The following is a 21,581-nucleotide window of genomic DNA, read 5'->3' on the forward strand; positions in this document are numbered from 1 at the left end:
ATAAGGAGGCACTATGTTTCCAGAATATCGAGAAATCATTTCTAAATTAAAAAATACCGATTTACGCTTTCAAAAATTGTTTGATCAACATAATGAGCTCGATCAAAAAATTAAAAACATTGAATCTGGCATTCTTGTTAATACCTCAGAAACGATAGAGACATTAAAAAAACAAAAACTTAAAATTAAAGATGAAATTCATGAAATTTTAAAAAAAGCGTCTGAAACTCATCTAAACTTATAATCAACTGCAACCTGTAATTATTTTAATTAATAATTTTTTAATACTAAAAAAGATCAAATAAAAAACCCCTATAATTGGGGTTTTTTATTATGTGTTAACTTAAAATTCTTATGCTAACTATTTTTTATTTAATTGCTTAATTGGTTCTTGAGCTTTTTTTTGTTTTCGAGTTTTGATTAGCACAATTAAATTTTTATGTGGTGTTTTCATAGATTATTTCCTTCTAGTTATTATTATAGGGCAACTAAATTAGTTTTTTATAAATTTTTACTATATAAATTTTAAAATAGCTAAGCGACGTCAATATCGCTTAGCTGTGATGTGTCAATTAAAACCAGTGACCAAAACGTTTGATATAAATACGTTTCATCAATTGTGCAACACAACAATAGCTAAATAGGGTTGCTAAAAGCCATGGAAAGTATGACCAAGGTAATGGTTGTAATCCAATTAATCCACCCAGTGGAGAAAACGGAATATAAATACCTACAGCCATAATTAACAATGTCATCACAATAACAGGAAATGCCGCGGTGCTTTGCACAAATGGAATTTTTTGTGTTCTAAGCATATGCACAACTAAAGTTTGTGACAATAATCCCTCAATAAACCACCCTGAATGAAACAGCGATTGCGCTTCAACACTGTTTGCACTAAATACAAACCACATTAATGCATAGGTTGTGATATCAAAAATAGACGATGTTGGTCCAATCCAAATCATAAAGCGTCTAATATTTAGCGCATCCCATTTGCGCGGTTTTTGTAAAAACTCATCGTCCATTTTGTCCCATGGTAATGAGAGTTGAGAAATATCATACAGTAAGTTTTGAATAAGTAAATGGATTGCTAGCATAGGCAAAAATGGCAGAAACGCACTAGCTACTAATACTGAGAAAATATTACCAAAATTCGAACTTGCGGTCATATTTAGATATTTCATAATATTACCAAAAGTTTCGCGGCCGCATATTACACCTTCTTCCAATACCATTAGGCTTTTTTCAAGCAGAATAATATCGGCAGATTCTTTGGCAATATCCGTTGCAGTATCAACCGAAATTCCTACATCAGCATCGCGCAGCGCCGGCGCATCGTTTATACCGTCTCCTAAAAAACCAACAGTATGACCGTTATCTTGTAATAATCGGATAATTCGCGATTTTTGCAACGGTGTTAATTTAGCAAAAATAGTGCGTTGTTCGATTTGTATTTTCAGTTCAGCATCATCCATTTTTTCAATTTCAGTACCAAGTAATGGAATACCTGGCTCTAAACCGACTTCTCGACACACTTTGATGGTGATAATTTCGTTATCACCAGTTAAGACTTTAACGCCGACACCATGTTCATTCAATGCTGAAATTGCCTCGAAAGCGCTTTCTTTTGGTGGATCTAGAAAGGTTAAAAAGCCACGAATAGCAAGCGCTGATTCGTCTTGTACAGTGTATTGTGTTTTTGTTTCGCTAGCTGGAATGTCTTTTATGCCAACCGCTAATACTCTAAAACCATCTTTGTTGTAGTCATGTGCAAGTGCAATTAACGCTTGTTTGCGTTTATCGTCGAGCGGTAAGTATTCTCCATTTTCATAAACATGACTAGCAATAGATAGCATTTCTTCAACTGCGCCTTTGCAAATCATCAAATGGTTATCACTGCCATTTTGCACAACCACCGATAAACGACGACGTACAAAATCAAACGGTAACTCATCAATTTTTTTGTATAAACCAACACCCACCTTTTTCATATTGGTTTTTTCTTCGGTAAAACGGATGATCGCTTTATCCATTAAGTTTTTCATACCACTTTGATAATAGCTGTTAAGCCAAGCGAGTTCTAAAACAGAGGAATCAACTTGCCCCTTTATATCAAGGTGATGTTCTAAAATAATTTTATCTTGCGTTAAGGTGCCTGTTTTATCGGTACATAAAATGTCCATCGCACCAAAATTTTGGATAGCGTTAAGTCGTTTAACTACAACTTTACGTTTTGCCATACCAACAGCACCTTTGGCTAGGTTAGCACTGACGATCATTGGTAACATTTCAGGCGTTAAACCAACCGCAACGGCTAATGCAAAGAGTGCCGCATCACCCCAATCGTTTTTTGAAAAGCCATTAATAAAAAAGACAATTGGCACCATGATTAGCATAAAGCGAATAAGCAACCAACTAACACTGTTAACACCACGATCAAATGAAGTTTCAGCACGTGATCCAACAATTGATTTTGCTAATGAGCCAAAATGCGTATCAGCACCGGTTGCAACCACGATAGCAGTTGCGGTGCCACTAACAACGTTGGTGCCCATAAAACAGATGTTATTAACATCAAGCACATTATCTTTGTTAAGATCTGATTTTTCGATATTATCGGTCGTTTTTTGCGTTACTGCACCTAAGGTGTCATACTTTTCAACAGGAATGGATTCGCCAGTAAGTACCGCTTGGCTAACAAATAAATCCCTAGATTCAATTAATCGGATATCCGCAGGGATCATGTCGCCTGCTGATAAATAAACAATATCCCCCGGAACTATTTCACTTAATGGAATTTCAATGCGCTCTGGGGTCATATCTTTATGTGCACGACGCAACACGGTTGCTGTTGTGCGAATCATTGATTTTAAGGCTTCAGCCGCTTTGTTTGATCTAAACTCCTGCCAAAAACGCAATAATCCACTAAGCGATACCATGGTTAGGATAATAATAATCCCAGTTAAATCAGTTTCTTCACCATTTTGCAAAGGCAACCAAAAATCAGTCACAAAACTGACACTAGCTAATGCTAATAATACAAATATAAATGGGTTATTAAATGCCATTAATAATTGCACTAGAATTGAGGGTACTTTTTCACGTGCGACTTCGTTTTTACCATATTGTTCAATTCTCGATTTGGCACTTTCTTGTGTTAATCCTGAAAGGCTAGATTGGAATTTAGATAAAATACTATCAAGGCTACTTTGTGCCTCACTGATAGCTTTGATATCTGCACTATTTTGTGCTTTATTTTTTGATGTAGTTTTTGTCATCTTGAGTACCTATATTCATAATTTTGGCAAAGGCATGCCAACTCATTGTTACCAAGTAACGATAAGTTATTAAATTTTACGATGAGCTAAAATTTTATTGCATAGCAAAACTAGCCCGTAAAGCTATTTTGTATAGCTAGTGCTGAGCATTAAATTTAATTAGCAAATAGAATTAATTAAGAATTTAGATACAACTCGGTGGTTCTAAATGTTTTTCTGAAAGATGTAAAACACGCAACATTAAGCTTTGTGCGCATTGATGTTTTGAGTTTGTGTGATAGCGTGTAAAAAAATGCATATCGTTCACCATTACCGTTTTATCAATTTCGGCTTGTGAACTGAAAAAATGGTTATTTAGACAGGTTCATTAACCGATAATGATGTGTTTAAAATTGTCTCCCCTCATTTTGGGGTGACCCGATTGAGTGTCCATATTTCTCCTGTAAATTGAACTCTTCACTTTGTATTTCAACTTCCCTTCACCCTCATTTTTAACTTCCATAATAGCTAAAAAAGGAAGAAAAGCTCAAAAGGCGGGCACTTTATACGCTTTTCCGAAACAAAAGTCAACCTATACAACCTTAAAAGAGTGATAATTGTTGGAAAACAGCACTTATCGTCGTTTTTATCTTCATTTTGATATAGAATTAATACCCCAGATACCCAATATAAGATACAATCACAGTACGATTAACTAACGGGAATATTTTAAATGGACCTTTCTGAATTACTCCATGATAATTGGTTCAATTTAGTAATTATTTTTGTGCTTTCTTTTATCGTATTTATTTATAAAAAACGCACTGAAAATGACAGTTTTGATAACATCATTAAGTATGCCGATATTTTGGGGAAAATACCTCATCCCCAATATCAAATAGATTATTTAAATAACATTAAAAGGAAGCTTATTTGGGAAAAGGTCTGCTTTTATAAATCAGGCAATATTGATAAAGAAAATATCGCAATTTCACTAGTAAATGCCGATATTAACAATATTATTGAACTCTCTCAATTAGATTTATTAACTCAATATTTTGAGATTGTGAAAAATCGTATTACACCACTTAAACCCTATTTAATTAAAGAAATTTTGCTTAGTGGTGTTGCATGTGCATTCGCTTTTATTATGTTGATATCTAATATGATTACCGTTTTTAGTTCGCCTTGGGTAATCAATGTCATTATTGCTATTTTGTCAATGTTTATCATGATGATTGCTCTATTTCGCTTTATTTCAAAGCCAATTAAACATTTAAAAACCTATTTTTTAATTCTAAAAGATTCCGCATTTTTACAAAGAGCAAATAATGAATTAACAAAAATTGTTGGCGATCAAAATAGAGATAAAGAAAAAGAGACAATGAATGCCTCGCTTCTTAAAAAAATCACCGAATCAGGTAAATAACACAAATCGCTACTATCTTAAAATCATTAAGAAGCGAGTATGGCTATATTGAAAAATAGGATGAAAGGTTAGTGTTACATGTCATCCTGTTTTTTAATATAGTGATCAAGCGATAATATTCAACTTTGTGTTTTTTAACTGATTAACAAGATCTAACAGCGACGAGTTAAGTTGATGCATAAACTGCTGGTATGAAAATGCTTTCTTACTAATTTCGTCTAATTGTAATTCCCAATGCGCTGTCATGTCAGGCATCGACATGATATCGGGAAGTGATAAAATAAGATTTTTTCCCACATCAGTTGCGCGAATTAACTTGCCTTGGCGAGTTAAAAACTGGCGTTTAAATAACAATTCAATAATGCCCGCTCTAGTTGCTTCGGTGCCTAGTCCATCGGTTTCACGCAATATTTTTTTGATTTCAGGATCTTTAACAAATCGGGCAATTCCCGTCATTGCAGACAATAATGTTGCATCGGTAAACGGTCTTGGCGGTTGAGTTTCTTTACTAACCAGCTCGGTATCAATACATTGCACTGTTTCGCCTTTTTTTACTAATCGAGTTAATAGACCGTTACTTTCATTACCATCTGTATCGGCTTCAACTTGATTATTTTTACTTCTAAACAAAACCTTCCAACCTTCGTCAAGCATTTGGTTAGCTTTAGAAACAAATTTACCGCCTTGAATATCAACATCAATTTGCAACTCAGCATATTTATAAGTTGGGTAAAATTGAGCTAAATATTGCGTTGCCACAACTTGATACACTGCTTTTTCGTTATCAGTTAAGTTTTCCATTCTAGCTTTGCGCAACGTTGGAATAATGGCGTGGTGTGCTTCAACTTTTTTATCATTCCAAGCCTTGGAACGTAATGCAAAATCAGCATCACCAATAGCGGTTTGTAGTTCAGGACAATTATTTTCAATGGCGGACTTTACGCCTGTAATTTGTTTTAAATGCTCTTCAGGTAAAAATCGACAATCCGACCTTGGATAGGTAATTAATTTGTGTTTTTCATATAACGATTGGCAAATATCGAGCACATTTTGAGCACTCAATCCATTTTTTTTGGCCATTTCAATTTGCAATGCCGATAAATTAAATGGCATGGGTGGCGCTAGTTCTTTCTTTTTATTACTGACTTTGTCAATTTTTCCAGATTGATTATTAATGCGTTGACAAACATTTTCCGCTAATTTTTTAACTAATACGCGCCCTTCTTCATCCTGATAAGGCGAGCAAGCTTCGCTGGGTTGCCATTTCGCTTTAAATATTTCATTATCTTTGGTTTGTAACACAGCAAATACTTCATAAAACGGTTTGGGTACAAATTGTGCTATCTCTAAATCACGCCTAACGACTAACCCTAAAATAGGTGTTTGTACTCGCCCTATTGATAACACGCCGCGATAACCGTTTTTTTGTCCAACAATAGTACAAAGCCGGCTCATATTAATACCATAAAGCCAATCGGCTCGAGCTCTTGCCAATGCAGAAGTAGATAAGGGGATAAAATCTTGATTACTACGCAACTGTTGTAATGACTTTTCAACAGCGCTGGCATTTAAATCACTAATCAAACATCGTTGTATTGCTTTACGTTTATCTGGCGGTAGTTGACAATAATTTAAGACTTCATCAACTAATAACTGCCCTTCTCTGTCTGGGTCACCTGCGTGTACAATTTGATCGGCGGATTTAATCAGATCCACCAGAATATTAAATTGCTTTTTGGTATTGTCTTTTGGCATTAATATCCATTGTTCGGGCACGATAGGTAAATCGTTAATCGCCCATTTTTTATAACGAGGATCATAGATTTCTGGAGTGGCTTGCTCTAATAGATGCCCAATACACCAGCTCACAACATCGCCATTACTTGCTTTAATAAAGCCATTGCCCTTTTGATGAGGTTTAGGTAAGACATCAGCAATAGCCCGAGCTAAGCTAGGTTTTTCGGCGATAAATAAGCGATAGGACTGATTAGATTGCATAAGAATGATTGTTCATTAAAAATTCCAAAAGGTATAAGCTATTATTCATTTTTCTAAAAATATGAATCTAATTACCACCACTTTTTATATTTAAGCCAAATGACTGAAACAATACAAATGACAACAAGCAATAATATTAATCCAGCAAAAGACCACCCTTCCCCACTAAAAGGAATACCGGCTAAATTGACCCCCAGTAAACTGGTTAAAAAAGTAATCGGCGTAAAAATAATAGTGAATAGTGACATTAAGTAAATTCGTTTATTGGTCGATTCAGCCAAGAAACTATTAATCTGCTCCATGATTGAGGCTATTCGTAATAAACAGCTATCAATATCAGAGACATAATGGTTTTGTTGATAAGAAATATCGTGTAATCGCTGACGATCATTATCATCAATCCATGATATCCGTTCAGTTGAAATCTTCACAAAAATATCACGTTGTGGCGATAATAATCGACGTAAGACGATCAATTGTTTACGGACTCGACCTATTTCTTTATAAGAAAAAATACGTTGATTTAATACAGATTCTTCTAACTTAATGATCTTATTGTGAACACTATCAAAAGATAAATTAACTTGATCACTAATTAAATCTGACATTTGAATCAACCAATCTGCCACATCAACAGGTCCAATACCTTTTTCTAAACGATCTTTTAATTCAGCAATAGCTGCAATTTCTTGATGCCGAGTTGAGATGATCATGTTATCGGTAATAAAAAAACGAAAAGTAACAATAGGATCAGGCAGTTCATTAGGAATAAAGTTAACGCCTTTTAACACGACTAAAACCCCTGATTCAAAACGAATTTCTTTGGATATTTGGTTTGGTTTTACTAACTCGTTTTTAATCAAATCAGGCACAAGATTTGTGGTATTTATCCAGTTGACGGTTTCTTGTTTAGCGAAATCTAAATGAATCCAAAATGGTTGCGAAACTGAAGGAGTGCTCTGTTCATTAAGCGGTATTGCTCTGCCTTTACCATCTAGCTGACAGCAGAAAGCCGGTTGAGCCTCTAGAAGATGTGAAACAGAAATAGAATTTACACTATTTTGATTAGTCATTATCGATCCCATTTGTTGTTTTTGCAAATTATATACTGAATCTAGCTTAAAATGGAGTCACCAATTAGTGTTTATTTATTTTTCTTAAGGCATTAAATAGAATTGAGGGACACAAGAATTATCAGGATGATGATAAATACCCAACTCAACCCCATACCAGCGATGGATATTATCCGATGTCAAAACGTCTTTAGGTGTACCTTGTTCAACAATTTTACCCTGATTAATTAATAAGATTTTATCAGCATATAATGCTGCTAAATTGAGATCATGCAAGACACAACATACCGCCAATTTCTGCTTATGAGCAAGTTGTTTTAATAATCTTAAGGTCTGTTGTTGGTGATATAAATCAAGCGCTGAGGTAGGTTCATCTAAAAAAAGTAATTTTTCAGTCGGTTTGGGTTGCCATAATTGAGCTAAAACTCTAGCTAACTGCACACGCTGCTGCTCCCCACCCGATAAGCTACGGTAATCACGCTCAGCCAACTTTAAACAATCCGTTTGCAACATTGTTTCTTGCATGGCTTGATTAAAATCAACTTTACCATAAGGTGAACGCCCCATAGCAACCACTTCTTTTACTTTAAATGGAAACGTTAACTGGCTTTGTTGCAACATCACCGTTCTGACTTGAGACAACTGTTTTTCTGACCATTGTGATAGTGGCCTATTAAATAAATAACATTCTCCAGAAGATGGCTTTTGATAACCAGTTAACAAGCGCAAGAGTGTTGATTTACCGGCACCATTTGGCCCAATAATAATTATAATTTCACCGGCATTTATCGTTAAAGACACGTCATTAATTAAAGTGCGGCTTGCATAACTTAAAGTCAAATGTTCAGCAATTAACATAATCGATTCCATCTATTATTTATGTTTTAAAATTAGCCACAGAAAATAAGGACCACCAATTAAACTCGTAAAAAGCCCAACAGGAATTTCGGTAGGCGCAACTAATGTCCTTGCAAATGTATCAGCAAGCAATAATAAACAAGCTCCACCTAATGCTGATGCAGGTAATAGCCAACGATGATTGGCGCCCACTTTTAATCGAATCATATGGGGAACAACTAACCCAACAAAAGCGATTATGCCACTAACTGCGACCGATGTTCCTATTAACACCGCACAAAGCAATAATAAATAGCGTTTTATTCGCTGCACATTGATGCCTAAATAATGTGCATCTTCATCGCCAAGTTGAAGAATATTAAGATGATGAGCAAGCTTAAAAACAGCAAACAGAGCGGGAGCAATAAATGATACTGCAACAAGAACCAGATCCCACGAGCCTTTACCCAAATTGCCCATCGACCATAATGAGATTTGTCGTAATTGGACTTCATCGCTTATATAACTTAGACATCCCATTATTGCTCCGATAATGGCATTAATGGCAACACCCAATAAAACCATTTTAGCCAAGTTACATTGCGAGTTTAAGCTATAAATATAAATCAATAAGCAAATCAACAAACTACCTACAAAAGCAGCCACCATTTTACCGTAAAGCATCATAATAGGAGGAAAGATTGCTGGAAACAAAATAGATAACCCAACCATTAACGCCGCCCCACTACTGATACCTAATAAGCCAGAATCGGCTAATGGGTTCCTAAACAAGCCTTGCATCACCGCGCCGGAACTCGCTAATGCCATACCCACAACAACTGCTAATATAATTCTTGGCATGCGAATATTGAGCCAAATATTCCACAATGGATCATCTAATGGCATGTTCATTAAATGCGTGATAGATAAGTTTAAAGAACCACAATTAGCAGAAAGCAGAATAAGCGCTAAAAGGAAACAGGTTAATCCCCATAACAATGAACGATGGCTATTGGAATAATGACGATTATTTTGCACCGACTAACCTCTTTTTTGTTGATTTTTCATGTCATTTAATCAATAAGTGACTTTTAAGCTAGGGTCAACCACACTATAAGCGCGATGATCAAACTGGTTAGCAGCAATTTTATCGATAATAATTTTTGCTAAATCAATACGATAAACAAAACCATGAACTTCTTGCTGATAATAACACTCGGCATGTTGTGTCATTTCACCATCACGCAGTCCACCTGGTCTTAAGATAACAAAGTTTAACGTACTAGTTTGCAACCAAAGTTCAGCTAATGACTTTTCTCGTACGGCATGCCCAAAAGCTTGTTTAGCTTTAGTCGATAGCGTAGGCCATGAATCGCCACATCCAAGTGAAGTTACCAAAACCATCTGCTTAATACCGGTTTGCTCGGCGCAATCAATAATTACTCGTTGAGCCTTATAATTTCCTGTTTCTCCCCCTAAGGTTGTCACAATCGTAGCATCCAATCCAGCTACCTCGCATAAAGATTTCACAAGCAAAGCATTAGTTGCATCACCAACATAAGTTTCAATGCCTTGATTTGCTAATTGTTTAGCAAACTCATTATCACGAATCAAAACAATGCAACGCCAATTCGGATAATTTTGCTTTGCTAGCTGCAAAACTTGATAGCCCGTTCCAAGTTTAGGACTTACACCAAAAATCAATAATGTCTTCATAATATTAACATCTTAAAATTAATTGATTTTTTTAGCTAATGCTCTAAATTTTTCTAACTGATCTGCTTTTAGTTGATGTTTTTCATCACGACCAACAAAGATTTTGAACATCGCTTGCCCCATATGATTAAGAAATATCATTGATGCGGTAGACATCTTCATAAAGTTACGCTCAATAAAAGCAATGTGCTGACAATGTTCTGCTTTGATATGACCACTTAGGCCTTTTTGATGACGTAAATTAAAGTATTTTTGGCTATGCGAGCCTGAAGGCAATTCACCCGAAATTTCAGCAATCACATCACCGGTATGAATTAAAAATAACACCTCTCCCCAAGTTGTCACTTCATCCCAAATTGCATCAAAATGGCTACCATCAACAATTTTTGCACCGGGTAAAGCTTGAATCACTTGCGTCAATGTAACATGATGATTTTGAGCAATTTTTTCTAATAATTCTTCTGGATTGGTTTGCATATAAGCAGCTAAATTTGCTAAATGAGACTGTTTTTCTACCATAATAAGATCCTTTAGTTACGAAATGTTATGTGGGTGTTTTGCGTTTTTAATAACGGAATGAGGCATTGCTGATTGACCATTGTTCGATAGTCCTGCTTGCGCTCTTTTTTGCTGTAATTCAATATATTCTGGATTGTTGAGTTGTAACAGTAATTGCTGCAAAGCTTGTAGCATGTTGCTTGACCAAAAACGCCCCGATAAGGTTAAAAACATGCAATGATCTTTATTTTTTAAAAGTCCTACTTGATGCCATTGAGCAATTAGAGGCTCAAATAATTGAAAGTGTGGCGTTAATTTTGTTAAATCAACTCGCCCCTTTTCAATACCTGCTTGCAATTGATATAACCATTCACCTACCAATGGTTGGCCGGTTAACATCATTATTGGTTTCTTTCCTTGATCAAGCTGGGCATAATATTGGTTTAAATCACGATGGAGCATAAAGGATTGACCACCTAAACGCCCACCAGCACAAGATCCAAAAGCAAAAAAATTCGAACCTTGTTTAATTAAAAAATTATATAAATTTCGTTCACGGCTGTTTTTTGCCCAATGAGAATTGGTTAAATGAACCCAACCTTGCTTAGCAAGGAACTCGGCACCTTGATGGTAAAAATCACATTTATCTATTACTGATGGTATCTCAATACGCTTATTTTCAACACTTTTAGCCAGTGGCGTGGTTGGCAATAAATTGAGCGAATAAAGATCAACGCCATCTAAAGGTAAATTATTGGCAATGTCTAAATCTCGTTGCCACGTTTGAGCGGTTTGATTAGGTAAACCAAACATTAAATCACATACCAACGCAACACTATCACGCAATGCAATACGCTCAAAACGGTTAATAATTTGCGCTTCGGTCGATTCACGACCTAATTTTTGCCTAATTGCAGTATTAAACGTTTGCACTCCGATCGAAAAGCGATTTGCCCCCGCGTCAATATAACTATCAACACGTTCATCATCAAAATCAGAGATGCGACCTTCGATTGTAATTTCACAATCGGGGGCTAAAGGTGCATGCTGTTTAAAATAACGAATAACGCGCGCTAATTGCCCTGCGGCTAAAGCAGAAGGCGTACCACCACCAAAATAAATGGCATGAATAGGCGCTGATTGCATCGCTTTATTGTGAATTTCGAGCGATATTTCTTTTAATAAATAATCGATATATGTTTCAGTATTAAATTTTCTTAATGGATTTTGATAAAAACCACAAAACTGGCAATGAATATCACAAAAAGGAATATGGATATAAATCAACCGTTTTTTGCCTGTTAAAGCGGTATTTTGGATAATTTGCCACTGAGGTGCAACATCTTGCAGCGATAAAGGCAAACTGACTTGCAAAGGCATCACTGCCCAGCGATTTTTGAAAGGTAAAGTCGCATTTTCTGCATAAAAAGGACTAACATCTAATGATTTCATAACAACAATTCTTGAACAAATAATCTTCATAAATTAAATAATAATTATTATCATTTAGCAATATTTTTTATTTATTTTTTTTATAACAATTTGATATTTTTATGTATATTTTTATGTGGATATCTGTAACAAAGTTTTCAGGCACAAATTTGGCGATGTTTTAATCTATAAAAAATAGCCTAATAGATTAAATTTACTACTAATTAAAATTCTCAAAACATCATGCAATCCTATTGAAATTTTTATCGTTGCAAAAATAAATATCGCCACCATTATTGATAATGGTTATCATTTTCATTATAGTATTTCGATTAAAAAAATAACTAATCAACAGGAAATAAACGATGAAGAAAAATTTTTTCGCAAAATTAGGACTATTTTTATTCATTTTCGGCTTTAACAGCTTTATTAATTTAAGCTTTGCGAATGAAAGAATTGTTATTGCTGGAGGCTCTTTAACTGAGATCGTTTTTGCCCTTGGGGCAGGCGATCAGGTTGTTGGTGTAGACAAAACAAGTAATTATCCTAGTAAAGCCAAACAGCTTCCCCAAATTGGTTATTGGAAATTGTTAAATATTGAAGGAATCTTATCGCTTAAACCCTCGTTATTTATTACATTAAGTGATGCTGAGCCTGATAACATCATAAGCCAAGTTACTCAAGCTAAAGTTGATGTTTTATCGTTACAACGAGTACCGGGAACGACCGAATTACTTTATGCTAATATTGAGAAAATTGCCGACAAATTAAATAAACAACCACAAGGGCAACAGTTAATCAACAAAATAAAAACCAACCTAACAAAAATTCAAGAAAAAATCAGCAATCACCCTAATAAGCTAAAAGTCCTTTTTTTAATGAGCATGGGTGGAACGAATTCGGTCGCAGGTAAAAATACCACCGCCGATGCCCTCATCACTATCGCAGGGGGGGAAAATCTTGCCAAACATACAAGCTACAAAACCTATACGGCGGAATCCCTAATTGTCATGAATCCTGAAATTATTGTATTAAACAAACACTCAATTGAACAATTAGGTGGAATGGAAAAATTAAATACTATTGCAGGAATAACAGAAACATCGGCTTATAAAAATCACCGCATTATTGCCATTGACGATAGCTATCTTTTTGGTATTGGACCAAGAGTTGACGAAGTTGCCCAAATACTTTATCAACATTTTTATCCTCAATAATATTGGATAACTAATTTGTAACATAATAATTATATTTAATTTATAACAATTTTAAGCGAAGCAATTGAAGCGTATTATTTAATTTATTATGTTTGAAAGGAATAAAATGCTTAACTTTACTCATTTAAAAAAAACTAGCACATTGGCTTTAAGCTTGTCCTTTATCATGCCCGCAATCGCAGCAGAAAATAATGATAAAGAAAAGTACAATGACGTTATGACAGTCACTGCACACGAAGCAACAAAAAAAACCGGCACTACTACCGAAATTTCTGAACAAGAAATCAGACGCGATGGCGGAACCAATTTTGGCACACTTATGCGCTATCAACCGCTTATTTCAGCGCCGGGGAACATTTCAGGATCTGGCAGTGGTAAAAGTAGTTGGGATCGCGGTGGATTTACTGGCTATAACATTCGCGGTTTAGATGCCAACCGAGTTTCCATCGACATTGACGGCATGCCCTTACCCATCGCACAAGGACGCGTCAACTCAGTAGGTCGAGCTGGATTTGGTACTTACGGCATTGGGCGTGATTATATTGATACCTACATGTACAACAAAGTCGATATCCAATCAGGTGCAACATCCGTTAGTAATGCTAACAATGCATTAGGAGGATCGGTATCATTCCAAACCAAAACTGCAAGTTACTACCTATACCCTGGCCAAACAAGCTATTTTGGCTTCCAAAACAATTATGACAGTACCGATAGAAGTTACCATCAAGGATTAACCATAGCAGGTGGTGATGATTACCTTAATGGCATTCTTGTATTAAGTCGTCGTGATGGTCAGCAAGGTCGCAATCATGGTGATTCAATCAACAATTACCCAGAAAATTGGCATTCAAATTCAATATTGGCTGGATTCGGATGGCAAATGAATGATGAACATTTACTTAATACCACTGCTGATTACAACGGCAAAACCAAAAATTCACATTACGACACATGGGATAAATATGGTAAAAAAATCGAATCCTTTGATCACCAAAGAAGCAAAAATAACCGTTTTAATCTAGCCATCAAAGATCAATGGAAACCAACCAACATTAGCTGGATTGATAGCTTAACCACCCAACTCAATTATCAACAAACTCACGTTTACGATAATACAGACTTAAAACACACATCTAGAGGCAATTTCAACACACAAACACACTACAACACCAAGGCTTATAACTTTATTACAACCCTCTTAAAAAATTATGAAAATCAAAAAATCAGTGCGGGTTTAAATGCAAAATGGAGCAAAGATGAATCACCATTTTACACATCGGCAAAATCACAATATGGAAGAATCTTTCCGGATGGCGATTACACCAAGCCTCAAGCTGATAGCCGTAGTTATCAATTAGGTGGATTTGTTGAAGATCGTATTAGCTTTAACGTCAATAACAGCAATAACTTCTATTTGGTCCCAGGAGCAAGAGCAATATACCAAAACACCAAACCGCGTCATCTTGAAAACATGAGTGTAACAAACATAAACTCAAGTCAACTTGGCAAACAGTACAACGGCAATAGTGATTTTAAAATATTACCATCCATGTCATTAATGTATGACATCACCCCAAATATGACCACTTACTTACAATACAAACGTGGCGCACAAATGCCAAATCAAAACCAATTATATGGTTCATATTTAGCGCATAGCCAAATGTATGTACTCGTGGGTGATTCTAATCTAAAAACCGAAACCAGTGATAATTTTGAATTAGGACTAAAAGGACAACCAACGGCAGGCATTACATTATCAACGGCAGCTTTTTATAATAAATACAAAAACTTCATTGCTTATTCTCGTTACAAAAAGAATTTTGTCGGAACAGGTAACCGTATCGTTTATCAATCGGAAAACCGAGATAAAGCCTACATTTACGGTGCCGAACTCAGCAGTGAATTTAATATAGGCACATGGTTTGAATCTATAAACGGTTTAAGCGCAAGACTTGCTATCGGCTACAACCAAGGTAAATCAAAATCTAGCTATCTAGGCGACAAATATATCGAAATGGACACCATATCACCATTAAAAAGCATCATTGGTCTAGCATGGGATGACCCTAACAAATACTATGGTTTCGCATTGACCACAACCTTCCAAAAAGGCAAAAAAACAGACGGCACAACGCGTGAAACCTACAACAATGACGGTAAGCCAATCAAAGATTCAACCGATGACTATTTTAGAATTGCAGGACATGGAATTGTTGATTTAACAGGTTATATCAATATCACTAAAAACGTAAAATTAAGCGGTGGTATTTATAATCTGACCGACCAAAAATACTGGGATTACCTAAGTAATAATAAACTATACAAAACATCAAATTACAAATATCTAGAAATGTTTACCGCACCGGGTAGAACATTCCAATTAGGTATGGATATTGATTTTTAATTGTAAATCAAAAATGATGTGTTGTTTTGGATCAACCCGTTTAGACGGGTTGTTTCCCGTAAAAAACGTCAGGTGTAGTGCTGATTTTATTTTTTATTGTAAATGATAATTCACCACATATTTGTATGTGATTCAAACTCAATCTGACAAATGCTAATGATTCATCTGCTTAAAATATGTATGTTCTTTTATTGATTTTTTTCGGCTTATTTCCTAAGTAACCGGTTCACTCCTTGTTCATACAGCTTATGAAGTGATTATAGCTGCTCATTACTACAGATTTGTTAATGTTTCCTAAATGTTTAGCTATCACAAAAATCTCTAATTGAGGTTTGATGAGGTTTGTAGTTTTATTTATTTCAGACACTCTTTTTAGGTACTTCAGAGATAGATTTAGTGCAAATTATTGCATTTTTAATAAAGATCTAGTATCACCTAACAGTTTTATCAATATTTACGCTATAAATTGGTTTTGCATCTTCAAAAATTAAACTGATGTAAATTACATCATGATTAATAGTCGTTAATTAAATTCCTAATACTACTTGACATTCTACCATGCTCAATAATGTAATAAATGTTTAGTTCAGATAATTAATGCTTGCTGTATCATTAATAAAGCAATATTTATAACATATTGTTTTTTGGAATATCGAATCACTTTATTTTTGATACCTTGTTTATACCACCTATTTTTATACAATTGCTGTTAGCTAAAAGTATTTGACTGACAAGAAATTATAGTTTTTTTTAATTACAACAATACACAATAAAGAGAGCTATCAGCACGAACTCATTTCTCTATGATATAATAAGCCATACATCATTTTCCTTAAATTATTTCGCCCTATCGGCTGAAGCCTATGTGGGATTATAATAATGAAAAAATATAATAAAATAAGCAAAATAACATTTATTCAAAACGACTAAAAACGCTGTAAACACTGGTATATTCATGAATTCAAAAAAAAATAAATTTTCCATAGCCCCAATGCTTGATTGGACAGATAAGCATTGTCGTTATTTTCATCGAATTTTAACCAAACAAACATTGCTCTATACCGAAATGGTGACCACTGGTGCAATTTTATTTGGAAAAGGTGATTATTTAGCTTTCAATAATGAAGAGCATCCAGTTAGCTTACAATTAGGTGGTAGCGATCCCAAAGCATTAGCGCAATGTGCAAAATTAGCACAAGAACGTGGTTATGACGAAATTAATTTAAATGTGGGTTGTCCATCCGATCGCGTACAAAATGGTATGTTTGGTGCTTGTTTAATGGGTAAGGCTGATTTGGTGGCTAACAGTATTGCACTGATGCAAGATCAGGTTGATATTCCAGTCACGGTAAAAACACGAATTGGTATTGATGATTTAGATAGCTATGATTTTTTGTGTCAATTTATCGAAAAACTGATGCCTTATACCAAAACATTTATTGTTCATGCGCGCAAAGCGTGGTTATCAGGATTAAGCCCAAAGGAAAATCGCGAAGTCCCTCCGCTGGACTATGATCGTGTTTATAAACTCAAACAAGATTATCCCGATTTAACGATAGCCATTAATGGCGGTATTAAAACAATTGATGAAATAAAACACCACTTGAAGTATGTTGATGGTGTCATGATAGGACGAGAAGCATATCAAAATCCACTGTTACTTACAGAAATTGATACGAAAATTTTTGGTACACATACTCCCATCATCGATCCACTATCTGCTATTCGTGCACTTTACCCTTATATTGAACAACAGCTAATGAAAGGCGCACAACTTAACCATATCATGCGCCATACATTAGGTATATTTAATGGACGTAAAGGGGCAAGGCAATGGCGACGTTATCTTAGCGAAAATGCCCACAAACAAGGTGCTGGGGTCGAGGTAGTTGAACAGGCTTTAACATTCATCCAATAATATTTTTCCATATAGCAATTATCCCCCAGTTAATAATGGTGCTAATTGCACGTAGCTAGTATATCGTTATATACTAGCCCACAATTTTCTTAATGGTTTTATTCTGTGCGTTTAAATTCAAGTCAACAAAAAGCGGTTGAATATGTTTCAGGACCTTGCCTGGTTTTAGCCGGAGCCGGTTCTGGAAAAACTCGGGTTATTATCAACAAAATTGCGTATTTAATTCGCGTTAAAGAATATTTGCCACGCCATATAATTGCAGTAACGTTTACCAATAAAGCTGCACGCGAAATGAAAGAACGTATTGCCCAATCGCTCAGTAAGCAAGAGGCAAGAGGGCTTAAAATCTCAACATTCCATACGCTTGGTTTAGATATTGTTCGCCGAGAGTACAAGCATCTAGGCATTAAATCCAATTTCTCACTATTTGATGATCATGATCAAACCGCATTACTTAAAGAACTCACTCATCAATGGTTAGAAGGTGATAAAGATCTGATTAATCAATTACGCTCAACAATTTCAAATTGGAAGAATGACATTGTTGATTCAACTATTGCAATGGCTAGTGCGCAAACTAACAAAGAAAAGCTATTTGCTCACTGTTATCAACTGTATGAAAAACAATTAAAAGCTTGCAGCATTTTAGATTTTGATGATCTTATTTTATTGCCTACACTTTTATTAAAAAATAACGAAGAAGTCCGCGAAAAATGGCAAAACAGAGTCCGTTACTTGCTAGTTGATGAATATCAAGACACAAATACAAGTCAGTACGAATTTATCAAATTACTGGTTGGTAATCGAGCAAAATTTACCGTCGTTGGTGATGATGATCAATCAATCTATTCTTGGCGAGGTGCACGACCACAAAATTTAGTCTTACTCAAGCAAGATTTTCCTACATTAGAAGTCATCAAACTAGAACAAAATTATCGTTCATCGGGTAGAATTTTAAAAGTTGCGAATATTTTAATCGAAAATAATCCACATATCTTTGAAAAAAAACTGTTTTCAGAACTGGGCTATGGCGAAGTGTTAAAAGTCGTTTCTGCTGATAGTGAAGAGCACGAAGCCGAAAAGGTCATTAATGATCTTATTGGTCATCGCTTTGCGCATAATAGCCAATATGGTCAATATGCTATTTTATATCGTGGTAATCATCAGGCACGACTAATTGAAAAGATGTTAATGCAATATCGCATACCGTATCGAATCTCCGGTGGAACGTCATTTTTTGCACGAATTGAAATTAAAGACTTAATGGCGTATTTGCGGTTATTAACTAATCCTGATGATGATAATGCATTTATTCGCATTATCAACACACCAAAACGAGAAATCGGCCCTGCAACTATTCAAAAACTAGGTGAATGGGCAAGTCATCGGGGGGTGAGTTTATATCAAGCAAGTCATGATATGGGCTTAACCCAATTGTTTTCTGGCAAGCGTATGGAATCGTTACAAACATTCATAAATTGGTTTGATATACTTATTAAGAAAGCTCATCTTGAACCGATGGAGGCAATTTATGAACTTCTACATGGTATTCATTATGAAAGCTGGATTTATGAAACATCATCATCTCCAGTAGCGGGACAAATGCGCATGCGCAATATAGAACAATTGGTCAGTTGGCTAAATGATATGTTGCAAGGTGATGATATTGATGAGGCTATGACGCTTGAACAAGCTGTAGCTAGGTTTACTTTGCGTGATATGTTAGAACGTAATGAGACCGAAGAAGAGCTAGATCAAGTTCAACTGATGACACTACATGCATCGAAAGGATTAGAGTTTCCTTATGTCTATTTAATTGGCATGTCCGAAGGTTTATTACCTCATCAAACCAGCATCGATGAAGATAATATTGAAGAAGAGCGCCGCTTAGCTTATGTTGGCATTACGCGAGCACAACGCGAATTGACCTTTTCATTTAGTCGTCAACGTAAACAGTTTGGCGAAACACTGCAAGTTGAACCAAGCCGATTTTTATTAGAGCTTCCACAAGACGACTTAGCCTGGCAAGATCAGCGCAATCAATTATCACCCGAAAAAAAAATGCAACAAGGACAAAGCCGTCTAGCCATGCTAAAAGCACAAATAGCCAAGGCTAAATAACAAATATTCATCACTATTATGTGATACATAATAAAACATCGAATTTATAATAAGTGCAAATTAATTCTCAAGCAAAGCTACCTTGTAAAAAATAGGATAAATAGCTTTTAAAGATGGTAAGTTGTTTATGTTTGTTACCAAAATGAAAATAATAAAAATCTAAATTGATGATATTTTAACAATCTAATGCAATAAACCATTAAAAATCATTGACGGATTGAAATAGCTTTATATAATACTCTGCGTCTAATCAACAAATCCTATCTAAGTCTCCTTAGCTCAGCTGGATAGAGCAACGGCCTTCTAAGCCGTAGGTCACAGGTTCGAATCCTGTAGGGGACGCCATTTAATCAACAAATTAAATTAATTTTTAGTATTGTATAAAAACTTAACTGCTTAAGTTACTGCTTAAGTTGGATTACAGCATTTGTACTTGTTGTATTAATAATCGTAACAAATAAATTCACTTTCGATCATCATGATAACAATAAACTACACACTACCAATTCACATACGAATGACGCCCGAAGATTTCGAAATCGAGCTATCGGGCGAGTGCTACATTATCAACAGCGACGACGAGCACAATTTTGTGCTATATCAAACGCAGAAAACACTATATGATATCGCCGATTTTGTGATGTTGGATGACGCTGTTGAGTATTGTAAGTTGAAAATTGACAGTGTATTTGACTATCTAAATGTTATCGGTAGTCAAAACTGGCATTTCTAGACGAATATCAATCCATCTACCGTCAGTAATGTCAATCGGCTCACCGGCAACAATTTCGCACGATTTTGCGTTAAATTTTCTAGTGAATGTTTTTACTGTGATGACGTTATTTTCATCAACTGAATACTCAGCGAATATTTTTTTGTTGCCGTTTGCACCCTCCGGCAGTTGAATGTACCAGCCAGTTTTTGCAAAACCCAAACTACCATGAATTTCATAATGACCAACATCAATGCGTGTAGCTGTTACGCCAGCAGCTAAATCATTAACTAAACCGCATCCTGATTTAGTAAAACCTTGCTCATCGGTAACACTATCAGAACCAAATAAGCGAAGTATCGGCGATGCGGCTTTTAAAAATCCATTTGCATCAACTATTGAATTTGCCGCAGTGATCACCTCAAACCAGGATTGTTTACCATTGTTTTTTGCATCTGTGCGAACAAAAATTCGCGGAATTTTACCTTGAACCACTGTCAGTTGCTCAACTTTCCATTTGAAGCTCGAACTAGGATATACAAGCAGACTTGCAATGCTGTCACCTTCAATTGGCAGGTCTGGAAATTGCGGCGTGCGAGCTTGATAAAACCCGCCTAGTAGATGTGCGCTAAAATCTTCTACAGTTGCACCAACCTGCCCACCAATACCATAATCTCCTATTTTTAGAGCTGACTCGCCTACGTTTTCAGCTGCTTTAACAGCCTGGTCGCGTGCGTCCATTATCTGCTTCAGTATGTCTGGCGTAATTTCGCTTTCATGGGGACGTAATAGAAAATCATTTAATGTGCCATCTTTTGAATCAGCAAAAATCTGAACAGTGCCCAGTTGATTTTTTGCGCAATTGTTCATCAGCAAATAAACATCATAGTCACACGGTAATAAATTTAATTCGTAATGACCGTTATTTAGATCAGTCTGAATATACGTGTTCTCAATTACG

Annotated in this window: 14 protein-coding genes, 1 tRNA gene and 1 pseudogene; 7 read left to right on the forward strand and 9 right to left on the reverse strand. The window is 35.5% G+C overall.

Features of this window, described 5'->3' with window-relative positions:
• The first annotated feature begins 13 nt into the window (after positions 1–13).
• Complete coding sequence (locus tag BQ5209_RS07980; RefSeq protein WP_085248009.1) at positions 14–244, forward strand: HP1242/YdcH family protein; 231 nt, start codon at positions 14–16, stop codon at positions 242–244.
• Between the two features lie 328 nt (positions 245–572).
• Here the strand turns inward: BQ5209_RS07980 and mgtA are convergent, their stop codons facing one another.
• Positions 573–3,281 carry a magnesium-translocating P-type ATPase gene (mgtA, locus tag BQ5209_RS07985; protein ID WP_085248010.1) on the reverse strand — a complete coding sequence of 903 codons (2,709 nt, stop codon included), beginning with the start codon at positions 3,279–3,281 and terminating at the stop codon, positions 573–575.
• Positions 3,282–3,993: 712 nt separating this feature from the next.
• Here mgtA and BQ5209_RS07990 point away from each other — a divergent pair.
• Positions 3,994–4,689, forward strand: a complete 696-nt coding sequence (locus tag BQ5209_RS07990; protein ID WP_085248011.1) for a hypothetical protein — start codon at positions 3,994–3,996, stop codon at positions 4,687–4,689.
• Between the two features lie 105 nt (positions 4,690–4,794).
• On the opposite strand, the gene BQ5209_RS07995 is transcribed toward BQ5209_RS07990, so the two are convergent.
• From BQ5209_RS07995 to hutW, 7 genes and pseudogenes are all read right to left on the reverse strand, one after another.
• On the reverse strand, positions 4,795–6,687 hold the full coding sequence (locus tag BQ5209_RS07995; RefSeq protein WP_085248012.1) for a DNA topoisomerase III: 1,893 nt from the start codon (positions 6,685–6,687) through the stop codon (positions 4,795–4,797).
• A 71-nt stretch (positions 6,688–6,758) separates the two neighbouring features.
• Positions 6,759–7,760, reverse strand: coding sequence for a zinc transporter ZntB (gene zntB, locus BQ5209_RS08000; protein ID WP_167370331.1), 1,002 nt, complete (start codon positions 7,758–7,760; stop codon positions 6,759–6,761).
• 84 nt (positions 7,761–7,844) lie between these two features.
• Positions 7,845–8,618 carry a heme ABC transporter ATP-binding protein gene (locus BQ5209_RS08005; RefSeq protein WP_208609992.1) on the reverse strand — a complete coding sequence of 258 codons (774 nt, stop codon included), beginning with the start codon at positions 8,616–8,618 and terminating at the stop codon, positions 7,845–7,847.
• 15 nt (positions 8,619–8,633) lie between these two features.
• Complete coding sequence (locus BQ5209_RS08010) at positions 8,634–9,635, reverse strand: FecCD family ABC transporter permease (protein WP_085248015.1); 1,002 nt, start codon at positions 9,633–9,635, stop codon at positions 8,634–8,636.
• A 39-nt stretch (positions 9,636–9,674) separates the two neighbouring features.
• Positions 9,675–10,313, reverse strand: a complete 639-nt coding sequence (locus BQ5209_RS08015; protein WP_085248016.1) for an NAD(P)H-binding protein — start codon at positions 10,311–10,313, stop codon at positions 9,675–9,677.
• A gap of 18 nt (positions 10,314–10,331) precedes the next feature.
• Positions 10,332–10,832: a heme utilization cystosolic carrier protein HutX gene (hutX, locus tag BQ5209_RS08020; RefSeq protein ID WP_085248017.1), complete on the reverse strand. Its 501-nt coding sequence runs from the start codon at positions 10,830–10,832 to the stop codon at positions 10,332–10,334.
• A 126-nt stretch (positions 10,833–10,958) separates the two neighbouring features.
• Positions 10,959–12,263, reverse strand: a pseudogene (hutW, locus tag BQ5209_RS08025) (heme anaerobic degradation radical SAM methyltransferase ChuW/HutW); the annotation flags it as partial.
• Between the two features lie 344 nt (positions 12,264–12,607).
• On the opposite strand from hutW, the gene BQ5209_RS08030 reads away from it, so the two are divergent.
• From BQ5209_RS08030 to BQ5209_RS08050, 5 genes are all read left to right on the forward strand, one after another.
• Complete coding sequence (locus BQ5209_RS08030; protein WP_085248019.1) at positions 12,608–13,459, forward strand: heme/hemin ABC transporter substrate-binding protein; 852 nt, start codon at positions 12,608–12,610, stop codon at positions 13,457–13,459.
• Between the two features lie 106 nt (positions 13,460–13,565).
• Entirely contained in the window at positions 13,566–15,869 is a 2,304-nt protein-coding gene (locus BQ5209_RS08035) for a TonB-dependent receptor domain-containing protein (RefSeq protein WP_167370332.1), read from the forward strand.
• 955 nt (positions 15,870–16,824) lie between these two features.
• A complete protein-coding gene (gene dusA / locus BQ5209_RS08040; RefSeq protein ID WP_085248021.1) occupies positions 16,825–17,787 on the forward strand; it encodes a tRNA dihydrouridine(20/20a) synthase DusA in 963 nt (320 codons plus the stop codon).
• A gap of 105 nt (positions 17,788–17,892) precedes the next feature.
• On the forward strand, positions 17,893–19,908 hold the full coding sequence (rep, locus tag BQ5209_RS08045) for a DNA helicase Rep (protein ID WP_085248022.1): 2,016 nt from the start codon (positions 17,893–17,895) through the stop codon (positions 19,906–19,908).
• Positions 19,909–20,176: 268 nt separating this feature from the next.
• Positions 20,177–20,253, forward strand: a tRNA-Arg gene (locus BQ5209_RS08050).
• 352 nt (positions 20,254–20,605) lie between these two features.
• On the opposite strand, the gene BQ5209_RS08055 is transcribed toward BQ5209_RS08050, so the two are convergent.
• The gene (locus BQ5209_RS08055) at positions 20,606–21,577 is read right to left on the reverse strand and encodes a phage tail fiber protein (protein WP_244168462.1); all 972 of its coding nucleotides are present in this window, start codon (positions 21,575–21,577) and stop codon (positions 20,606–20,608) included.
• Positions 21,578–21,581 lie beyond the last annotated feature (4 nt).

This window comes from Gilliamella mensalis (assembly GCF_900103085.1).
Taxonomy (GTDB): domain Bacteria; phylum Pseudomonadota; class Gammaproteobacteria; order Enterobacterales; family Orbaceae; genus Gilliamella; species Gilliamella mensalis.